Here is a 19487-nt window from a genome sequence, read left to right as displayed (position 1 = left end):
CGTCGTGTCATGGCACGGCGGTCACTCCATCCTTCGGCTCATCGCCCGCCACATCGACACGAGCCTCCAGGCGTCGCCGATCCGGGCCATGTGGTTCGGTTCGAGATGCGACAGCACCGGGGTCAGCAGCATCTCGACGCGAACGTGGCCGCGCGTCTCGAGGTCGCGCGCAAGCGACGCCGTTTCGGAGGATGGGATGAGGTTGTCCTCATCGCCATGGATGAGGAAGACCGGCACGGTCGTGGCCGGCGACCGCTCGGGCGACAGGGCCGGATCCGCGGCCAGCGCGTCCACGAAGGGCAGGATCGCTCGTCCGAGTGTCGCGACGTCGTGCGCGACGAGCGCCCGTACCAACGTTCGTGAGGGCTCCGGCATCGTCTCTGCGCTTCGTGCCACCTGTTCGAAGAGAGGACGGCCTCGCGGCTGTTCGGGATCCTCGTCGAGCGACGCGTCGAGGTAGGTGAGCAGCGCGCGCTCGAGTACCGGCGCCTGATCGGCCGGAACGAGGTGTGGGGCCGCGGCGAGCGTGAGCACCGCGACGCCGTAGTCGTGCGGTGCGAGCCGTCGGCCGTCTGGCAACACGCCGGTGCAGAGATACCGCAGCACGCGACCGATGTCGCCGTGCCCGCCGAGCGACAGCACGAGGTCGAGCTTGGCCGCGACGTCGGGCCGGCCGGCCGCGACGAGGGCCAGGCCTCCGGCGAAGCTCACGCCTACCAAGCCCACGCGCGCGCGCGGCGCGAGTCCCGGTTGACCCGCCACCCAGAGCGTCGCGTCTTCGATCACGTCCGTCGATCGGCTCGTGATCCGGAACGCCCGCAGTTCGGGCAGCGGCACGCTCACGACGTTGAGTCCGGTCGCGGCCAGCCGCCGCGAGAACCGCGTCAGCCGCGGCTCGTCGACGCCGCCGCCGTGCACGCCGGGAAAGACGACGAGGGTGCGGGCCGTCGGGGGGGCCGGCCGGTACAGCCGCGCCGTGATGCGGCCGGCGCGTGTCGGGATCGTGAGGTCTTCGATCGAGATCTCGAACTGGCCGGCTGGCAGGAGGCGGCGGATGCCGTCGGTGTGGCCGGCGAGATCGAGCAGCGAGGCGCCGGCCTGGACGTACGGCCACGCCGCCCACGCCATCGCGGCGAGCGCGCTCATGGCGAGCCACGCCCGCCGTGTCAGGCGCGCCGGCATCCGGGAAATAATAGTGGACGTGAGGCACGCACCGCTCGTGATCGCGATCGATGGCCCGTCAGGGGCTGGCAAGGGCACCGTCTCGCGCACGGTCGCCGAGCGCCTCGGGTATCGCCATGTCGACACGGGCGCGATGTACCGCGCCGTCGCCTGGAAGGCGCTGCAGGACGGCGTCGATCTCGCCGACGGTCCGAGCGTGGCGGCGGTCGCCGCGCGCGCCGTCTTCGATCTCGATCGGCGGATCGTCATCGACGGGCACGACGTGACGTCGGCGATCCGCACCCCCGCCATGGACCAGGCCGCGACCGTGGTCGCGCGGCATTCCGACGTGCGGGCGGTGCTCGTCGAACGGCAGCGGCAGGCGCGCGATCGCGGCGGGCTGGTGATGGAAGGACGCGACATCGGATCGGTCGTGTTCCCCGACGCGGACGTGAAGGTCTATCTCGACGCGTCGCCCGAGGAGCGCGCCAGGCGCCGCGCGTTGGATCCCGCGCACACGGCGAGCCGCGCCGGCACGCAGCAGGTCGCCGATGCGCTCGAGGCGCGCGACCGCAACGATCGCACGCGCGCGGTGTCGCCGCTGACCGTCGCGCCCGATGCGATCTACATCGACACGACCGGGCTGCCGATCGCGGAGGTCGTCGATCGCGTGATGCAGCTCGCGCTCGCCAAGCTCGGGGCCACGGTCGCCTGACGCGGCCGGTGGACCGGCCCTACCGAATCGAGTCCTCCGCCTACTCACCCGCGGCGTGGCGGCGGCGCACCGCCGGCATCGGCGATCGCGTTCGCAGGCCGGTCGCCTGGCACCGCTCTTGAATCGACCGCCCTCCGAGGAGAGCGAGCAACACCATGGAAACCACGACGTTCTGGCTCGCAGTCCTGGCCATCGCCGTCGCCGTGCAGTCGCTGATTTGGGTCGGCATCGGCGCCGGCGCGTTCATGGCGTACCGCGAGCTGACACGGGTGATGACGCGCGTGCAGCACGAGGCGGTCGAGCCGCTCGTGGCGCACGCGCACACGACGCTCGAGAAAGTGGAGGACGCCACGGCCCGCATCCGCGCCGTGGACGACAAGGTCCGAGACGTCATGGCCCAGACGGGCCAGAAGGCATCGCGCCTCATGTCGACCGCGCGGTTCGCGTTCTGGCCGGTCGTCGGCATCGGGCAGAGCGCCATCGCGGCCGCGCAGGCCTTCCAGCATCCGCGGCGGTCGCGCCTCCCGGCGCCGAACACGGCGAGCCTGGTGGTCGCGCGTGACGTTCGGCCTCGCATGCCGTAACCCAAGCCCGATCCCAGACACACCCAGACACAGAAGGAGGAGCGACAATGCGCGACACGGAGTACTACGAGGACATCGACCAGGCCGGTGGCGGCGGCAATCGTTTCATGATGGGGATGTTGTGGGGAGCGGCCGTCGGCGCGGCGGTCGGCCTGCTGTTCGCGCCCCGCGCCGGATCGGAGCTGCGGGGCCAGTTGTCGCAGCAAGCCGATCGGCTGCGCCGCCGCGCGTCGGACGGCTACAGCAAGGCGTCAGACGCGGTGAACGACCTGGTGGAACGAGGCCGCGACGCCGTCGATCAAGGACGTCAGAAGTTCGAGGAAGTGCGAAGCGACTTCGAGCGCCAGGCCGACATCGGCGTGCAGCACTGACGTCCGCCGCGCCAGACCGGGGCCCGTTGGCCCGCACGTCGCGCCAACGCCCGGTCTGTTCGCGGGCGATCTACCGCCGTTTCCGATCGCGCGGCCAGTCGTCCGACGAGGCCGGATCCAGTTCCCAACGATGCGCGTCGCGCTCGGCGATCTTGTCGCTGCCGCGCAGTTCCTCGCTGTCCTCGTACGTCACGCCCAGCGCGCGGCCGATGTCGTCCACCCGATCCTGATCGGGCGTCGGATTGTCGCCCCCAGGCGCTTCGTCGCCGACGGCGTAGGCGTCCTCCCATTTGGCGTCGACATCTCCGGCGGTGAGCACCGGGCTCGTTTCGGTATGGCGTTCGAGCTCGGAGCGCAGCTCGTCGTGCCCGCTGCGTGCGGCCGACTGCGCGCGCACTTCGGCTTCCGTCACGCTCGAGGGCATCCGCTCCTCTTCCGCCAGCCGCCGCCGCTCGCGTTCGATTGCGGGACGTGGGGACGCGGGCTTCGACGCGCCCCGCGGCGAGCTGCCGGAACGCACGGCGCGCGCCGGCGGGGAAGCGGGCTGTTTCGGCTTCTTCGTCCCCTGGGGTTTCGCCGGGGCCTGGAGCTTCGCCGGAGCCTGGGGCTTGGCGGCCTTGGGCGTCGTCTTCCGCGCGCGCTTGGCCGCCGGAGCCGAGCGGCGAGCAGAGGCGGCAGGCTTTCGGGCCTGCGATCGGCCGCGGCCGGCGGCCTTGGCCGTCGCGGGGGCGCGGCGTGGAGCCGCCGTTCTGGCGGCCGGCTTCCTGCTGGCAGACGCCTTGGCGCTGCCGCGCCGGCTACCGGTCTTCGGCCGCCGGGACGTGGCCGCCGAGGGCCGGGATCGCCGTGCTGGTTTTCGCGCTGCCATGCTCTTGGCCTCCTCCGGGTTGATTTCGCCGCGTTAAGTACTGGATAATTCTACGCTTATCGCATTTCCTCGCGACCCCACTCTTCAGCCAGCCGAAGCTGTGATTCGGCATCAGTTCGAGGAGGATCCGGAACGAATGAGTAACGCAGACGCGCCCAAGAAAACAACGTCCCAAGGAGGTGTGAAGACCCTGCCCGGTTTCTCGACATTCTCCTCAGCGCAGGATGGCGCCGAGATCGACCCGCAGGAGTACGCGCGCCTCCTGGAGTTTTACGATACCAGCTTCCGAAACATCGCGGAAGGTGAGGTCGTCAAGGGGACCGTCGTCAAGGTCACCCCCACCGAAGTCGTCGTCGACGTCGGCTTCAAGTCCGAAGGCATCATCCCGATCGAAGAGTTCATCGACGAGAACGGCCAGGTGGCCGCGCAGCCCGGCGATACGGTCGACGTGCTGCTCGAGCGCACCGAGGACCGCGACGGCTACGTCGTGCTGTCGCGCGAGAAGGCCGAGAAGATGAAGATCTGGGACGAGGTCGAGAAGGCCTACCAGGACAAGAAGGTCGTCATCGGCCGCGTCATCGAGCGGATCAAGGGCGGGCTCGCGGTGGACATCGGCGTGCGGGCGTTCCTGCCCGGCTCGCAGATCGACGTGCGGCCGGTCCGCAACCTCGACGCGCTGAAGGGGCAAGAGCTCCGGATGCGCGTCATCAAGGTCAACAAGAAGCGCGGCAACATCGTCCTCTCGCGCAAGGTCCTGCTCGAGGAAGAGAACGCCGAGAAGAAGAAGACGACGCTCGACACGCTCGCCGAGGGGAAGGTGCTGCGCGGCACGGTCAAGAACCTGACCGATTACGGCGCGTTCATCGATCTCGGCGGCATCGACGGCCTGCTGCACATCACCGACATGTCGTGGGGGCGCGTCACGCACCCGTCGGAGGTCGTGCGCGTCGGCGACGAGATCGACGTCATCGTCCTCAAGTACGACCCGGGCACCGAGCGCGTCTCGCTCGGCCACAAGCAGCTCGTGCCGGATCCGTGGGGCAACGTCATCGAGCGCTACCCGGTCGGCATCCGCGTGGCCGGCAAGGTCGTGAGCCTCACCGACTACGGCGCGTTCGTCGAGCTGGAACCGGGCGTCGAAGGGCTGATCCACGTGTCGGAGATGTCGTGGAGCAAGCGCGTGAAGCATCCGTCGAAGATGCTGAACGTCGGCGACTCGGTGGAGGCCATGGTGCTCGGCGTCGACCCCGGCGCCCGCCGGATCTCGCTCGGCCTGAAGCAGGTCGAGAGCAACCCGTGGCACGAGCTGGCGAGCAAGTACCCGGTCGGCACGACGATCACCGGCAAGGTGCGGAACCTCACCGAGTTCGGCGCGTTCGTCGAGGTCGAGGAGGGCATCGACGGCCTCATCCACATCTCGGACATGTCGTGGAGCAAGATCAAGCACCCGTCCGAGGTCTTGAAGAAGGGCGATACCGTCGAGGCGCAGGTGCTCAGCATCGACGCCGACAACCAGCGGCTGTCGCTCGGGCTCAAGCAGTTGCAGACGGGCATCTGGAAGGAGTTCTTCGACAAGCACCGCGTCGGGGACGTCGTCGACGGCAAGGTCGTGCGGCTCACCAACTTCGGTGCGTTCGTGGAGCTGGCCGACGGCATCGAAGGGCTGATCCACGTCTCGGAGTTCGACTCGACGCAGGGCGGAGAGAAGCTGGAGCTGCGTCCGGGCGAGACCTACCAGATGAAGATCATCCGCCTCGTACCCGAGGAGCGGAAGATCGGCCTCAGCATCCGGGCCCTCAAGGACGACGAGTATCGCGCCGATTGGGAGGCGTACTCGGAGTCGACGGGCCGGCCCGAGGTGACGCTGGGCGATCACTTCAAGCACCTGAAGTGATCCCGTCATGAGCCAGGCTGGACGGCGGCGGGCGGTGCGTCCTCGACGCGCGCCTGCCGCCTGTCGGCCGCGCCCCGTCTTCCCATGACAAAAGCAGAACTGGTCGAAGAAGTCTCGCGCGTCTCGGACCTCACCAAGAAGCACTCCGAGGTCATCGTCGATACCGTCTTCCAGACCATCGTCGAGGCGCTGCGCCGCGGCGACAAGATCGAGCTGCGCGGGTTCGGGAGCTTCCGGCTGCGCCGGCGCGAGCCGCGCAAGGGCCGCAATCCGAAGACGGGCGACAAGGTGGACGTGCCGCCCAAGCACGTGCCCTACTTCAAGCCGGGCAAAGAGCTGAAGGATTTGATCAACAAGGCCGACGCCGGCCCGGCGCCACACTCCGAGCCGACCGGCCTTCCGGAGTAGCGCGGGCAGCGTGGGCCGCCGGACGGGCCGATGGATCGCCTCTACACGCCCTGGCGGCTGGCCTACGTGACCGGGGGCGCGGCGTCGCGAAGCGAATGCGTCTTCTGCGCCGCGGCCGGCGGCTCGGCGGATCAGCCGCTCCTCGTCCACCGCGGCGAGCGCGCGTTCGTCATCCTCAACAAGTTCCCCTACAACAACGGCCACGTGATGGTCGTGCCGAACCGGCATGCGCCGCGGCTGTCGGACTTCGACGGCGCGGAGCTCGCCGAGGTGATGGCGCTCGCGCAGCTCGTCGAACGCGCGCTGACGGAGCTGTACCGGCCGCAGGGGTTCAACATGGGCGTGAACGTCGGCACGTCGGCGGGCGCAGGCATCGCCGACCACCTCCACCTCCACGTCGTCCCGCGCTGGAACGGCGACACGAGCTTCATGACGGTCTTCGGCGACACGCGCGTGCTCCCCGAAGAGCTCGGCACCACGGCGACGCGGCTCCGCGAGGCGATCGCCCGGCTCGAGCGATGAGCGGAAGACGTCATCGCCGCCAAATCAGCGAAATGTAGTTCCATGGATTTCTCGCTCTCGCCGGCGCAGGAAGCGTTTCTCGATCGCGTCCGCGCGTTCGCGCGCGACGAGGTGGCGCCGCGCGCGGCGGAGATCGACGCGACCGCGCGGTATCCGCGCGAGCTGGTCGCACGCGCGGCGGAGGTCGGCCTGCTCGCGATGACGCTGCCGCCGCCCGCCGGCGGCGGGCAGGCGTGCCTCACGAGCGCGCTCGCCATCGAGCTCGTCGCGGGCGCGAGCGCGACGGTGGCCGTCATCCTCACGGTGACGAACGCGCTCGTCGTCGAGCCGATCGCCGTCGCGGGCACGGCGGCGCAGCGCGACGCCTGGCTGCACCGGCTCGCGTCCGGCGCCGCGCTGGGCGCCTTCGCGCTGTCCGAGGCAGACGCCGGATCGGACTCCGCGAATCAGCAGGCACGCGCGACGCCGGTGCCCGAAGGCTATGTGCTGTCGGGCACCAAGGTGTGGGTGGCCAACGCCGAGCAGGCCGATGTCGCCATCGTGTTCGCGGCGACCGCCGGCGATGGGCCCCGCCGGCAGATCTCCGCGTTCCTCGTTCCGCTCGACGCGCCCGGCGTCTCGCGTCGCCCGTGTGATTCGCTCGGCGTCCGCGGGCTCGGCTGCGTCGATCTGATCTTCGACCGTGTGTCGCTGCCGTCCGACGCACGCCTCGGCCCCGAGGGCGGCGGCTTCGCCATCGCCATGCGCGCGTTGCAAGGCGGACGGATCGCGATCGCGGCGCAGGCGCTCGGCGTGGGGCAGTCGGCGCTCGACGAGGCGCTCGAGTACGCACGCACGCGGCACGCGTTCGGGCAGCCGATCGGCCAGTTCCAGGCGATCCAGTTCCAGCTCGCGGATCTGGCGACCGAGCTCGAGGCCGCGCGGCTGCTGACGTGGCGGGCCGCCGATCTCTACGATCGCTCGCCGTCGGTCGTGAAGGAGGCGGCGATGGCCAAGCTCCAGGCGTCGGAGGCCGCGCATGCCGCCGCCGATCGCGCGATGCAGATCCTCGCCTCGTCGGGCTACCGGCGCGGGTCGCGGCTCGAGCGTCTGTTCCGCGACGCGCGCGCGACGGAGATCTACCAGGGCACCTCGGAGGTCCAGCGGCTGCTCATCGCCAAGGCGTTGCTCGGCGGGCCCGCCCACTGACACCGCGCGGGCGCGTCACCGCGCCGGCCGCAGCAGGTGCTTCGCGATCGTCTGCAGTTGCAGGTTCGACGTCCCCTCGTAGATCTGTCCGATCTTCGCGTCGCGGTACAGCTTCTCGACCATGCCGTCACGGACGAACCCCGCGCCGCCGAGCAGGTTGACCGCGAGCGACGCGACGCGCTCGGCCGTCTCGGATGCGACGAGCTTGGCGATCGCGGATTCGGCGACGAGCGGTTCTCCCGCGTCGCGGAGCCGCGCCGCGTTGTAGACGAGCAGCCTCGCGGCTTCGAGGTCGGCCGCCGCGCGTGCCAGTTGGAACTGCACGGCCTGGAACTCGGCAATCGGACGGCCGAACTGCCGGCGCGCGGAGACGTGCGCGATCGCGCGCTCGAGCGCGTCGGCGGCGAGGCCCACCATCTGCGCGCCGATCCCGATGCGGCCATCGTTCAGCGTCTCGATCGCGACCTTGTAGCCCTGGCCCACCGTTCCGAGGACGCGCGCGGCCGGCACGCGGCAGCAATCGAGCACGACCTCGCACGTGCTCGACGCTCTGATGCCGAGCTTGTCTTCTTTTCGTCCGACGGAGAGCCCCGGCGTGTCGCGGTCGACGACGAACGCGGTGATGCCGCGGTGGCCGGCGCCGCGATCGACCGTCGCGAAGACGATGAACAGCCCGGCCTCGTGCGCGTTCGTGATCCAGAGCTTGCGGCCGCTCAGGACGAACGCGCCGCCCTCGGAGACCGCGCTCGTCTGCAGCGCGAACGCGTCGCTGCCCGCTTCCGCCTCCGAGAGCGCGTACGCGCCGACGACGGACGAGGCGAGCCTGGGCAGCACCTCGGCGGCGAGCGCCGGCGTGCCCCACCGTCGCACGGCGTTGACGACGAGCGTGTTCTGGACGTCGACGAGCAGGCCCACCGACGGATCGACCCGCGAGAGCTCCTCGACGGCGAGGATCGCGTGGAAGAACCGGCCGCCGGCGCCGCCCGCCGATTCCGGCACTTCGATGCCCATGAGGCCCAGCTCGAAGAGCCGCGCGACGATCGCGGGCGAGAGCGCACCCTGCTGATCCATCTCGCGGACGAGCGGCCGCACCGCCGCCCGGGCGAACTCGCGGACCGACAGCCGGAACAGGTGTTCGTCCTCTGCGAGCCTCGTGAGCGGACCGGGCGGCGCGGGCGGGTCCGACATGGGGGCGGATGGTATCATTGCGTTCATCGACCTCACGGTATGACCGCTGCCCGACTGGCCCGTTCAGCGTTAGCCATCTTCGCGGCGGTTGCGACAGCAGCCGTGCAGCCGGCGGCGCAGCAGCCGGCGCCGGCGGCGCCACCCGCACAGCAAGGCGCGCAGGCCGAGCCGCCCGTCTTCCGCAGCGGCATCGACTCGGTGAGCGTCGACGTCATCGTCACCGACGGCAAGGGGCGGTCCGTGACGGACCTGACCGCCAACGACTTCGAGATCCGCGAGGCCGGTAAACCCCAGACGATCGAAGCCTTCCGGCTCGTCCAACTGGACGACGGCTATGCCGACGCGTCGGCGCAGCGCGACATCCTCAGCCCGTCGGAGCACGCCGTCGAGGTGGCGTCGGAGCGCAATCGCCTGCTCGTCATCTTTCTCGACGACTACCACACGCGCGTTGGCAACAGCCTCGTGATCCGCCAGCAGCTCGCGCGCTTCGTGAGCCAGCTCTCGCCGCGCGATCTGGTCGCCATCACGATGCCGATGCTGCCGGCGTCGGGCCTCACGTTCTCTCGCAATCACGACGCCACGGCCGGGCAGCTCATGAGCTTCCTGGGCCGCAAGTACAACTACGTGCCGAAGTACCCGATCGAGTACCGGTACGAGGGCGAGCCGCCGGTGGTGCAGGAGCGGCTGCGGAACATGTGGACGATCGCCGCGCTGCGGGCGCTAGCGGAGTTCATGGCGACGTTCCGCGTGGGGCGCAAGACCGTGCTCTACGTGAGCGAGGGCATGTCGAACACGTTGCCCGAGGGCGCGCTCGTGAGCGGCACGCCGCTCGGCACCATCCCCCAGAGCGGCGGGATGTCGCCCCAGCCGGGCTCGGCGATGGAAGGGCAGCAGTTGCTCGATTCGATGGAGCTCATCTCGGATCTGCAGCGCGTGTTCAGCGCCGCGGCGCGCACCAATACGGCGATCTACACGATCGATCCGCGGGGCCTGGCGTCGGGCGAGTTTTCGGCCGCCGACACGGTGGGCATCCAGTTCGACCGGCTGATTCTCGGGCAGACCACGGAGATGCTGCGGACGATCGCCGACCAGACCGACGGCCGCGCGATCGTCAACCGCAACGATCCGCTGCCGGCGCTGCAGCAGATGGTCAAGGACGGCAGTTCCTATTACCTGCTCGGCTACACGTCGTCGTCCCAGTTCCGCGACGGCAAGTTCCACGAGATCCAGGTGCGCGTGAAGCGGCGTGACGTGGAAGTGCGCGCGCGCAAGGGCTACTGGGCGATTTCGGCCGACGAGGCGGAGCGTGCCGCCGCGCCGAAGGCCGAGGTTCGGGGCGATGTGTCGGAGGCGTTGACCACGCTCGTGTCGGTGGCGGATGCCGGCCGCCGTCAGCCCGTCACTCTCTGGCTTGGCGCTGCGCGCGGGGCCGCCGAGAAGGCGCAGGTCACGCTCGTCTGGGAATCGGCCGGGAGCGGCCGCGACCCGGCGGAGCGCGTCGACCATCTGAACGTCACCGCCGAGACCGTGTCGGGCACGCCGCTGTTCAGCGGCCGCGTCGGGCCCGAAGCCACGACGACGACGATGCCGCCGGCCGGCGTTGCGCGGTTCGACGCGCCGGCCGGTACCGTGCGCGTCCGCGTCGAGGTCCAGAACGCGGCCGGGCGGCGGATCGAGTCGACCGATGCGGTCATCGACGTGCCGGACTTCGGCACGCCCACCGCGCAGATCACGACGCCTTTCGTGTTCCGTGGCCGCACCGCGCGCGACCTCCAGGCGCTGCGCGCCTCGGCCTCGCCGCTGCCGACGACCGGGCGCTCGTTCTCGAAAGCCGAGCGCCTGTTGCTGCGGTTCGAAGCCTACGGGCCCGGCGGCACGACGCCGGCCGTGACGATGCGCATCCTGAACCAGTCGGGCCAGAGCGTCGCAAGCATGCCGCCGCCGGTCAAGAACGGCAACGTCTTCGAATCCGAGTTCAGCCTCGGCGCGTTCCCTCCCAGCGACTACGTGATCGAGATCTCCGCCGACGCGAACGGTGACGTCACGAAGCGGCTGCTCGGCATCCGGGTCACCGGCTAGGCCGGGATCCCACTCGCGACGTCGGCGAGCCGATCGCTGGGCAGCGCTCCTGTCCCGCCTTTCCATGTGACGTCGTGATCGCCCGACGCTGGATCGGCGTTCGCGCCATCTGTCCGTCTCCGCGTCAATCGATGAGAATGATCGCCGGCACGAGGCGATGGAGGGGTCATCTGCGCTGCTCGAATGTGCGCGGCTGGCGCCCGCGCGGCGAGCGTGCGACGAGCTGGCGCCGGCCATCGCCGCGGCGGCCGATTGGTGGACGAGGCCGTCAAGATGGTAAGCGGCCCGGCGGTTCTGAAACCGGCCGCGCCGCGCGGGCGCGGCTGCGGTCTGCCGGAAACGTTCCGGTCGCGCGGGCCGGGGCATGCGCCTTGCAAATGGATAGAATAGGCCCGAGATGCCGGAGGCGGGCGCACGGGCTGCCGGGACCAGGCGCACGAGGGTGCTGATCGCGAAGCCCGGACTCGACGGACACGACCGCGGCGCGAAGGTAATCGCCCGGGCGCTGCGGGACGCAGGCATGGAAGTGATCTACACGGGCCTGCGGCAGACCCCGGAACAGATCGTCGCGGCCGCGCTGCAGGAGGACGTCGACGTCATCGGGTTGTCGATGCTCTCCGGCGCGCACCTGCACATCTGCCCGCAGGTCATGGCGCTCGTGCGCGAGCGCGGGTTGCAGGACGTCGCCGTGCTCGTCGGCGGTATCATTCCGGAGGCCGACGTGCCGGCTTTGAAGGAGATCGGAGTCCGAGGCATCTTTCCGCCCGGCACGCCGATGCAGCAGATCATTGATTTCATCAACCACGCCGTCCCCGAGCGAGCCGAGGTTCTCTGAACGCGCGATGAAGACGTTGCTGCTGGCCGATGACAGCGTGACGATTCAGCGCGTCATCGAGCTGACCTTCGCGCACGAGGACGTGCGGGTCGTCTCGATGGGCGATGGCCGGCGGGCGCTGCAGTGGATGGAACACGACGCGCCCGACATCGTGCTCGCCGACGTGGAGGTGCCGGAGGTCGACGGTTACGCGATTGCGGCGTTCGTCCGCCAGTCGGCGCGGCTGCGCGACGTGCCGGTGCTGCTGCTCGCCGGCGCGTTCGAGCCGATCGATCACGACCGCGTCCAGGCGCTCGGCTGTGCCGGCGTGCTGGTGAAGCCGTTCGAGCCGCAGCAACTGGTCAGCCGCGTGAAGACGCTGCTCCAGGAGCACGACCACGCCGCGGCCGCCGCTCGAGCGGCCGCCGCGGCTGCGGCGGTGCCGGCGGCGATTCCGGCGCCCGCCGCGTCAGCCAACGTCACGCCGTTCCCGGGCGCGGCCCGGGGCGTCGCGCCGGTCCCGCTGGCGCCGCCAGAGCCGGCGGCGCCGCTGCCCATCGCGAGCGGCGTGCCCGAGCCGCTCGAGCCGCCGTCGCGCCCCGTGTGGGAGACGAGCCACGCCACCCTGCCGATCGAGCGCCGCGACGGGCCGATCGCGCCGCGCGTGTCGCTGGCCAACGCGTTCTCCGCGCTGCTCGCCGCCGAGCAGTCGCTGCAGCCGGCGCCGATCCCGGCGCCGCCGCCCGTCTTCGCGCCCGCGGCGCCCGCGCCGCCCGTCGTCTCCGACGCGGCGATCGAAGAGGCGGTCCGCCGCGTGCTCGCCAGCATGACCGAGGACCAGGTGCGCCGGATCGTCGCGGAGACCGCCGAGCGCCTCGTCCGCGAAGAAATCGAACGCATCAAAGCCAGGCCGGAGTAAGCCACTCGTTGTGACGCCCCGCGTTCCAGACAAACCAGCGCTCGAAGGCCTCGAAGCCAGATGGCAGGCTCGATGGGAGGCCGACGGCACGTACGCGTTCGACCGCCACGCGCCGCGCCCAGCCGTCTACTCGATCGACACGCCGCCGCCGACCGTCAGCGGGTCGCTCCACGTCGGCCACGTCTTCTCGTTCACGCACACCGACGTGATCGCGCGGTTTCAACGCATGCGCGGCAAGGCCGTGTTCTACCCGATGGGGTGGGACGACAACGGCCTGCCGACCGAGCGGCGCGTCCAGAACTACTACGGCGTGCGGTGCGATCCGTCGCTGCCGTACGATGCGGCGTTTGCGCCGCCGGCCAAGCCGCCTGCGCACCCGATCTCGATCTCGCGGCCGAACTTCGTCGACCTCTGCGTCGCGCTCACGGGCGAGGATGAGAAAGCGTTCGAGGCGCTGTGGCGCCACCTGGGCTTGTCGGTGGACTGGTCGTTGACGTACGCGACGATCGGGCGCGACGCCCGATGGGTGTCGCAGCGATCGTTCCTGCGGCTGCTCGACCGCGGCGTGGCCTATCAGCTCGAGGCGCCCACGCTCTGGGACGTGGACTTCCGGACCGCCGTTGCACAGGCCGAGCTGGAGGACCGCGAGATGCCGGGCGCGTACCATCGCATCCGGTTCGCCCGCGAGGACGGCGAGGGCGCGGTCGAGATCGACACGACGCGCCCCGAGCTGCTGCCGGCCTGCGTCGCGCTCGTTGCCCATCCCGACGACGAGCGGTACCGCCCGCTGTTCGGCCATCGCGTCTTCACCCCGCTGTTCGAGGTGCCGGTACCGGTGCACCCGCATCCGCTGGCGGATCCGGAGAAGGGCACCGGCATCGCGATGATCTGCACGTTCGGCGACGTCACCGACGTGACCTGGTGGCGCGAGCTGGCGCTGCCGGTCCGCGCGGTGCTGCAGGCCGACGGGCGGCTGCGCCCGGTCCAGTGGGGGCTCGACGTCTGGGACTCGCGTGAGCCGGAGCAGGCGCAGCAACACTACGACGCGCTCGCCGGCCTGCCGGTCACGCGCGCTCGCACGCGGATCGTCGAGCTCCTGCGCGAGCGCGGCGATTTGCTGGGCGAGCCGCGGCCGATCACCCACCACGTCAAGTTTTTCGAGAAGGGGGACCGTCCGCTCGAGATCATCACGAGCCGCCAGTGGTTCATCCGGAGCATGGACGTTCGCGAGACGCTCCTCTCGCGCGGGCGCGAGCTGCAGTGGGTGCCGCGGCACATGGCGGCCCGCTACGAGAACTGGGTCAACGGCCTGAACGGCGATTGGTGCGTGAGCCGCCAGCGCTTCTTCGGCGTGCCGTTCCCCGTCTGGTACAAGGTCCGCCAGGACGGCACGGTGGACTACGAGGCGCGGCTCGTCCCGCGCGAGGCGCAGTTGCCCGTCGATCCGTCGACGGACGTGCCCGACGGCTACCGCGCCGATCAACGCGGCACGCCGGGCGGATTCATCGGCGATCCGGACGTCATGGACACGTGGGCGACCTCGTCGCTGACGCCCTTCATCGTGTGCGGATGGGGCCGCGACGAGGACCTGTGGCGCCGCACGTTCCCGATGGACCTGCGCCCGCAGGCCCACGACATCATCCGCACCTGGCTCTTCTCGACCGTGCTGCGCTCGGAGCTCGAGGCGGGCGCGCTGCCGTGGAAAACCGCCGCCATCTCGGGATGGGTGCTCGATCCCGATCGCAAGAAGATGTCGAAGTCCAAGGGCAACGTCGTGACGCCGATGGCGCTGCTCGACGAGCACGGATCCGACGCGGTGCGCTACTGGGCGGCGCGCGGCGGGCCCGGTGTCGACACGGCGTTCGAGCCCGGGCAGATGAAGATCGGCCGCCGGCTCGCGATCAAGGTGCTGAACGCCGCCAAGTTCGTGCTGTCCAAGACCGAGCCGTCCGGGCCGGTCGACGACCCGCTGGATCGCTCGATGCTCGCCGCCCTCGCGGCCGTGGTGCAGTCGGCCACCTCGTCGCTCGAGGCGTACGACTACGCGGCGGCGCTCAGGGACATCGAGGCGTTCTTCTGGAGCTTCTGCGACGACTACATCGAGCTGTCGAAGCGCCGGCGAGCGCGCGACGATGGCGCGGCAGCCTCGGCGAGTGCCGCGGCTCAGCGCGCGCTCTCGGTCATGCTCCGGCTGTTCGCGCCGTTCCTGCCGTTCGTGACCGAAGAGGTCTGGTCCTGGTGGCAGGAAGGGTCGGTGCACCGTGCCGCGTGGCCCGCGATCGAGGATCTCGGCGTCGAAGGCTCCGACGACGGGCGCCTGTATGCCGATGCCAGGCACGTGACCGCCGCGATACGCCATCACCGGTCGACGGCGGGCCTGGGATTCAATACGCGCGTGAGAATCGAAGGGCTGGCGTTGGAGAGCGGGCGGTGGGAGCAGCACTGGCCGCTCCTCTCGCGGGACGTGCTCGACGGCAACAACGTTGAATCGGCAGACGTCGTCTTTGGACGCGTGCCGTCGATCGCCATGACGCTCGTGCCCGTCGTCAACGCCTGACGCGCACGGCCGCCGTGACGCGTACGTTCGATCCGCTACCTGGCGATCTCGCGTCGGCGATCGCACGCGACGCCGAGCGCCTCGGTCGATTCGCCCGCCTGCATTTCCTCGCTGAGACGGCATCGACCAACGACGTGGCGCTCGCGCTCGCCCTCGAGGGCGCGCCGGAAGGGACGGCCGTGATGGCCGACGAGCAGCGCGCCGGCCGCGGCCGCCGCGGCCACGAGTGGTTCTCGCCGGCCGGCGCCGGCGTGTACCTTTCGGTCGTCGTCCGGCCGAGCGGTTCCCGTGGCGCTCCGCCGCTCGTGACGCTGGCCGCCGGGGTGGCGGCCGCCAGCGCGGTGCGGAACACGACGGCGCTGCCGGCCGAGCTGAAGTGGCCGAACGACGTGGTGATCGGACGTCCGTGGCGCAAGCTCGGCGGCATCCTCACGGAAGCGAGCGGCACGGGCGATCGCGTCGACGCCGTCGTGATCGGCATCGGCCTCAATCTCCTGAAGGCCAGCTATCCAATGGAGCTCGCCGACCGCGCGACGTCGATCGAGATGGAGCTGGGCCGGCCCGTCGAACGGGCGCCGCTCGTCGTCGCGCTGCTCGAGGCGCTGCGTGTGGAGATCGACCGCCTGCACGCCGAGGATCACGAGAGCATCCGCCGCGCCTGGCGCGCGCTGGCGCGCGCCGGGCTGTCGGGCGCGCCGGTGCGCTGGCGCGAGCGCGGCGAGCTTCGTCACGGCCGCGCGCGTGACATCGACGCAGACGGCGCGCTGCTCGTCGAGGCGCATGGCACACTGGAGCGCGTGATTGGCGGCGACGTGCACTGGGACGGGCTGTCTCGTGACTGACCGATCCACGCCCGAGCAGGGGTCGGCCGTCGATGTCGGCGAGTACTGCCGCGCCCTCGAGGCGCACCTGACTCGCGTCAACGACGGGCAGATCATCCGCATCGTCGGGCCGGCGTTCGAGCTGGCGCGTGGGTGGGCGCGCGAAGGGATTCCTCTGAGCATCGTCTGCCACGGGATCGATCGCAAGGCCGAACGGCACAACGCCGGACAGGCTCGGCGGGCGCTGCGGCTCGAGTTCTGCGAAGCCGACGTGATCGCCACCTACGAGCGGTGGCGGCGGGCCATCGGCCTGCGACGGTCGTCGCTGCCATCGACGAACGAGCCGGTCGCCGATGACGACGCCGCAGAGCCGGAACGGCGATCCGGATCGGTGACCCGTCAGCTCGATCGGGCGATGGATCGGCTCTCCCGTGTGGCGGGCCGGCTCGATCGCTCGGAAGCCTTTCGCGAGGCGGTCACCGGCGTGTGCCAGGATCTGTCGACGTTGCGCGAGGCCGTACGGGGCAGCCGCGGCGCCGCGCGTGCGGCACTGCTGGCGCGCCTGCCGGCGATCGACGAGGCGGTGCTCGCCGCCGCGCGGGCGGAAGTCGGGGAGGAGAGCGTGCGCGCGCTCGGGGAGCTGGCCGCCGGCGAGTTGGCGCCGTTCCGGGGACGCCTGACGCCGGCGGCGTGGGATCAGAGCGTCGCGATCAGCACGAGCCGGCTCCTGCGCGACCAGCTCGATCTGCCGACGATCCACGAGCCGTGAAGATCCTCGAGCTGCGCGTCGAGCGGGCCGTCGCGGGCGGACGGATGCTCGCGCGCCACGACGGCATGGCCGTCCTCGTCGCCGGCGCGATTCCCGGCGAGCGCGTCCGGGCGGAAGTGGAGCGATCGACGCGGTCGATGGTGTGGGCCCGGACCATCGAGGTGATCGAGGCGGCGCCGTCGCGCCGCGAGCCCGCCGGCGATCCCGCGTGTGGCGGGCTCGACTACGCGCACATCGGCTACGCGGAACAGCGTCGCTGCAAGGCGGAGCTCATCGCCGACGCGCTGCGCCGGATCGGCCGCGTCGAGCTCGACGAGCCGGTCGACGTCGCGGCCTCGCACGAGACGGGGTATCGGCTGCGGGCGCGGTTGCACGTTCGCGGCCGCCGCGCCGGCTTCTTTCGCGAGGGCACCCACGAGCTATGTGATGCCGGCGCGACCGGACAGATGCGCGCCGACACGATGGCGGCCATCCTCCGCGCGATGGACTGGCTCGGCGATCACGCCGACGACGTCTCGGAGATCGTGGTGTCGGAGAACATCGCGGCAACCGAGCGCGTCCTGCACCTGACGCCGCGGCCGGACCGCGACCTCGCGTCGTTGCCGCCCCCGGACGCCATCGCGGGGCTGACCGGCATGACGACAATCGTGCGCGGCCGGTTGCAGATCCTGGCCGGGCGCGCCGAGGTGGCCGACACCGCGACGGACCTGTTCGGGCCGGACGCTCCGGTGCCGGCCGCGACGCGCTGGACGCGCCGAAGCACATCCTTCTTCCAGGCCAACCGCTATCTCGTCGGCGCGCTCGTCGGGCACGTGCTGGCATCGACGCCGGGCGCGCGCGTCGCCGATCTCTACGCCGGCGTCGGCCTCTTCGCCACGGCGTTTGGCGCATCCGGCCGCGAGGTCATCGCTGTCGAAGGCGAAGCGAGTGCGGCCGGCGACCTGCAGACGAATGCGGCGCCGTGGCCCCCGTTGCGCATGGTGCACGGCGCCGTCGAGCGTGCGATCGCCCGGCTCGAGGTGTGGAAGCCCGACGCCGTGGTGCTCGACCCGCCGCGCACCGGAGCCGGCGGCGAAGCCCTCGCCGGCATCGTCGGGCTCGGCGCCGCGCGGATCGTATACGTCTCCTGCGATCCGCCAACGCTCGCGCGCGACACGGCCAGGCTCGTCAGCGCCGGCTACGTCCTGCGTTCGGCGCGCGCGTTCGATCTCTTTCCGAACACCGCTCACGTCGAGACCGTCGTCGTGTTCGATGCGACGTCGAGAGCCCGTTGACAGCGCGAGCGCGCTGCGGTGACCTCAGCCTCCTCTGATCGTGGTGCGGTCGTGTAGGGACGAACCACGCGGTGGAAAGTCTCGAGCGCCGTTGTCGTCCGATCTGACGCCTTCGTGCTCACTCTGGTCGATGGCGTGTCGCGCCGGCTGTGCCGTGAGCCAGCACACGGTATCGCCACTCTGCTGGTGATCGAAGACGACATGGACGGCGAAGGCTGGCGACCAGTGGTCGATGGGAACGCCAGGGGCCAACGCGGCCGCGAGCAGCAGCCCGCCTGGGCGCAGCATCGAATGGATGTTCGCGAGCGCCAAGGCTTGTTCTATCGGCGCGAAGGACGCGAACGCGTTCGTGGCGACGACGAGATTGAATGATGCATCCGATGCGCCGCTCGAGGGACGTTCGAGCACGACGTTCAGGTCCGCGGCTCGAAGCGACTGGACGATGGCTGGGGTGACGCGAACGGCACGGGCACGGAGGCCGTCCATGCCGTCCGGCGGACGCCCGGGCGCCACGTCGGCGCCGATCCAGTTGCCGGCGCGTTGCCAATAGGCGACGAGGCCGGGTTGCCAGGCGTGCGACGGTGTGTCCGGAGGAAGCGGGAGGTGCAGCCGATAGGAGGCGCCCCGCTGTACGACGGCCTGCACCGCCGCCACGTGATCCAGCACGCGCGGGTCGACGTCGTAGATCGTCAACTCCAGCCGATCTGGATGTGCCAAGCCGACACGCACCAGCGAATCCGCCAGCGTGAACGGTTGGAGGGTCTGCTCGGGATAGAAGTCGCGCGCATGACCGTCATCCCGGAACTCGAGGCCCGGCCCGACGACCGCGACGCGGCGGATGCTCTGGCGATCGACGAGGCGGTGCATCACGAGATCGTTCAACGCGCGCTCGACCACGTAGGCCGAGAGGAGCGGCGGAAAGGCTGTCGCGGCGGCTGGAGGTGCGCCCGTCGAACGTGAGGATGCCGCAGTTCGCGCGGCGGCGAACGACGTTCCGGAGAAGCCGAGGCTCAGGATCGCGTCAGGCTCGTGGCGCGCGCCACGTGCGCGAATCTCGGCGTCGCGCGCGGCCACCCAGGTGGCCCAGCGCGCATCCGCTACCGGACCGGGCTCGCCTGCGAATGCGAATGGCAGCGGCGTTCCCAGCGCGCGGAAGACCGGTTCAGCCTCGGCGAAGGGAGTGATGGCCTTCGATGCGTCGCCTGGCGAGGCCGGCCAGAACGCCTGGCCGAGCAGTGCCGCCCCGGCGACGCCCGTCATCGTCGTCATGAGAAGAAGGCGCGCGCGCCGCGCGAAGAAGCCTCGCGCGCCGGAGCCGAAGAGGTGACGTCCGTCGTGCCGGCTGCGCATTCGCG

The 19487-nt window shown here is 70.7% G+C and carries 18 protein-coding genes; 14 read left to right on the top strand and 4 right to left on the bottom strand.

Annotation, left to right across the window (positions count from 1 at the left end; translation table 11 throughout):
• Window positions 1–21 precede the first annotated feature (21 nt).
• On the bottom strand, window positions 22–1182 hold the full coding sequence (locus tag IT184_06400; GenBank protein ID MCC7008429.1) for a hypothetical protein: 1161 nt from the start codon (window positions 1180–1182) through the stop codon (window positions 22–24).
• On the opposite strand from IT184_06400, the gene IT184_06395 reads away from it, so the two are divergent.
• The 3 genes from IT184_06395 (at window position 1145) to IT184_06385 (ending at window position 2831) form a co-directional block, all read left to right on the top strand.
• The gene (locus IT184_06395) at window positions 1145–1876 is read left to right on the top strand and encodes a (d)CMP kinase (protein ID MCC7008428.1); all 732 of its coding nucleotides are present in this window, start codon (window positions 1145–1147) and stop codon (window positions 1874–1876) included. The two genes, IT184_06400 and IT184_06395, sit on opposite strands and share 38 nt — an antisense overlap.
• A gap of 155 nt (window positions 1877–2031) precedes the next feature.
• On the top strand, window positions 2032–2460 hold the full coding sequence (locus tag IT184_06390) for a hypothetical protein (GenBank protein MCC7008427.1): 429 nt from the start codon (window positions 2032–2034) through the stop codon (window positions 2458–2460).
• Window positions 2461–2507: 47 nt separating this feature from the next.
• A complete protein-coding gene (locus IT184_06385) occupies window positions 2508–2831 on the top strand; it encodes a YtxH domain-containing protein (GenBank protein ID MCC7008426.1) in 324 nt (107 codons plus the stop codon).
• 70 nt (window positions 2832–2901) lie between these two features.
• Here the strand turns inward: IT184_06385 and IT184_06380 are convergent, their stop codons facing one another.
• On the bottom strand, window positions 2902–3255 hold the full coding sequence (locus IT184_06380; protein ID MCC7008425.1) for a hypothetical protein: 354 nt from the start codon (window positions 3253–3255) through the stop codon (window positions 2902–2904).
• A gap of 580 nt (window positions 3256–3835) precedes the next feature.
• On the opposite strand from IT184_06380, the gene IT184_06375 reads away from it, so the two are divergent.
• From IT184_06375 to IT184_06360, 4 genes are all read left to right on the top strand, one after another.
• Complete coding sequence (locus tag IT184_06375) at window positions 3836–5593, top strand: 30S ribosomal protein S1 (protein ID MCC7008424.1); 1758 nt, start codon at window positions 3836–3838, stop codon at window positions 5591–5593.
• 84 nt (window positions 5594–5677) lie between these two features.
• Complete coding sequence (locus IT184_06370; GenBank protein ID MCC7008423.1) at window positions 5678–6001, top strand: integration host factor subunit beta; 324 nt, start codon at window positions 5678–5680, stop codon at window positions 5999–6001.
• A gap of 30 nt (window positions 6002–6031) precedes the next feature.
• Window positions 6032–6523, top strand: a complete 492-nt coding sequence (locus tag IT184_06365) for an HIT domain-containing protein (protein ID MCC7008422.1) — start codon at window positions 6032–6034, stop codon at window positions 6521–6523.
• 42 nt (window positions 6524–6565) lie between these two features.
• Window positions 6566–7711: an acyl-CoA dehydrogenase family protein gene (locus IT184_06360; protein ID MCC7008421.1), complete on the top strand. Its 1146-nt coding sequence runs from the start codon at window positions 6566–6568 to the stop codon at window positions 7709–7711.
• A gap of 15 nt (window positions 7712–7726) precedes the next feature.
• Here the strand turns inward: IT184_06360 and IT184_06355 are convergent, their stop codons facing one another.
• Window positions 7727–8917, bottom strand: a complete 1191-nt coding sequence (locus IT184_06355) for an acyl-CoA dehydrogenase family protein (protein ID MCC7008420.1) — start codon at window positions 8915–8917, stop codon at window positions 7727–7729.
• Between the two features lie 21 nt (window positions 8918–8938).
• On the opposite strand from IT184_06355, the gene IT184_06350 reads away from it, so the two are divergent.
• The 7 genes from IT184_06350 (at window position 8939) to IT184_06320 (ending at window position 18132) form a co-directional block, all read left to right on the top strand.
• Entirely contained in the window at window positions 8939–10978 is a 2040-nt protein-coding gene (locus IT184_06350; GenBank protein ID MCC7008419.1) for a VWA domain-containing protein, read from the top strand.
• Between the two features lie 397 nt (window positions 10979–11375).
• Entirely contained in the window at window positions 11376–11813 is a 438-nt protein-coding gene (locus tag IT184_06345; protein ID MCC7008418.1) for a cobalamin B12-binding domain-containing protein, read from the top strand.
• A gap of 7 nt (window positions 11814–11820) precedes the next feature.
• Complete coding sequence (locus IT184_06340; GenBank protein MCC7008417.1) at window positions 11821–12711, top strand: response regulator; 891 nt, start codon at window positions 11821–11823, stop codon at window positions 12709–12711.
• A gap of 10 nt (window positions 12712–12721) precedes the next feature.
• Window positions 12722–15268: a valine--tRNA ligase gene (gene valS / locus IT184_06335; protein ID MCC7008416.1), complete on the top strand. Its 2547-nt coding sequence runs from the start codon at window positions 12722–12724 to the stop codon at window positions 15266–15268.
• Between the two features lie 14 nt (window positions 15269–15282).
• Window positions 15283–16110 carry a biotin--[acetyl-CoA-carboxylase] ligase gene (locus tag IT184_06330; GenBank protein MCC7008415.1) on the top strand — a complete coding sequence of 276 codons (828 nt, stop codon included), beginning with the start codon at window positions 15283–15285 and terminating at the stop codon, window positions 16108–16110.
• Window positions 16103–16858, top strand: a complete 756-nt coding sequence (locus IT184_06325) for a hypothetical protein (GenBank protein MCC7008414.1) — start codon at window positions 16103–16105, stop codon at window positions 16856–16858. Before IT184_06330 ends, IT184_06325 begins: the two co-directional genes overlap by 8 nt.
• Window positions 16855–18132: a class I SAM-dependent RNA methyltransferase gene (locus IT184_06320; protein ID MCC7008413.1), complete on the top strand. Its 1278-nt coding sequence runs from the start codon at window positions 16855–16857 to the stop codon at window positions 18130–18132. The genes IT184_06325 and IT184_06320 overlap by 4 nt, the downstream gene beginning before the upstream one ends.
• 24 nt (window positions 18133–18156) lie before the next feature.
• On the opposite strand, the gene IT184_06315 is transcribed toward IT184_06320, so the two are convergent.
• Window positions 18157–19392, bottom strand: a complete 1236-nt coding sequence (locus IT184_06315; GenBank protein MCC7008412.1) for a class I SAM-dependent methyltransferase — start codon at window positions 19390–19392, stop codon at window positions 18157–18159.
• Window positions 19393–19487: the final 95 nt, after the last annotated feature.

Source organism: Acidobacteriota bacterium, assembly GCA_020853395.1.
Lineage (GTDB): Bacteria > Acidobacteriota > Vicinamibacteria > Vicinamibacterales > SCN-69-37 > JADYYY01.
The sequence above is the reverse complement of the archived record's forward strand: the minus strand, read 5'-3'. Positions and strand labels throughout refer to the sequence as shown.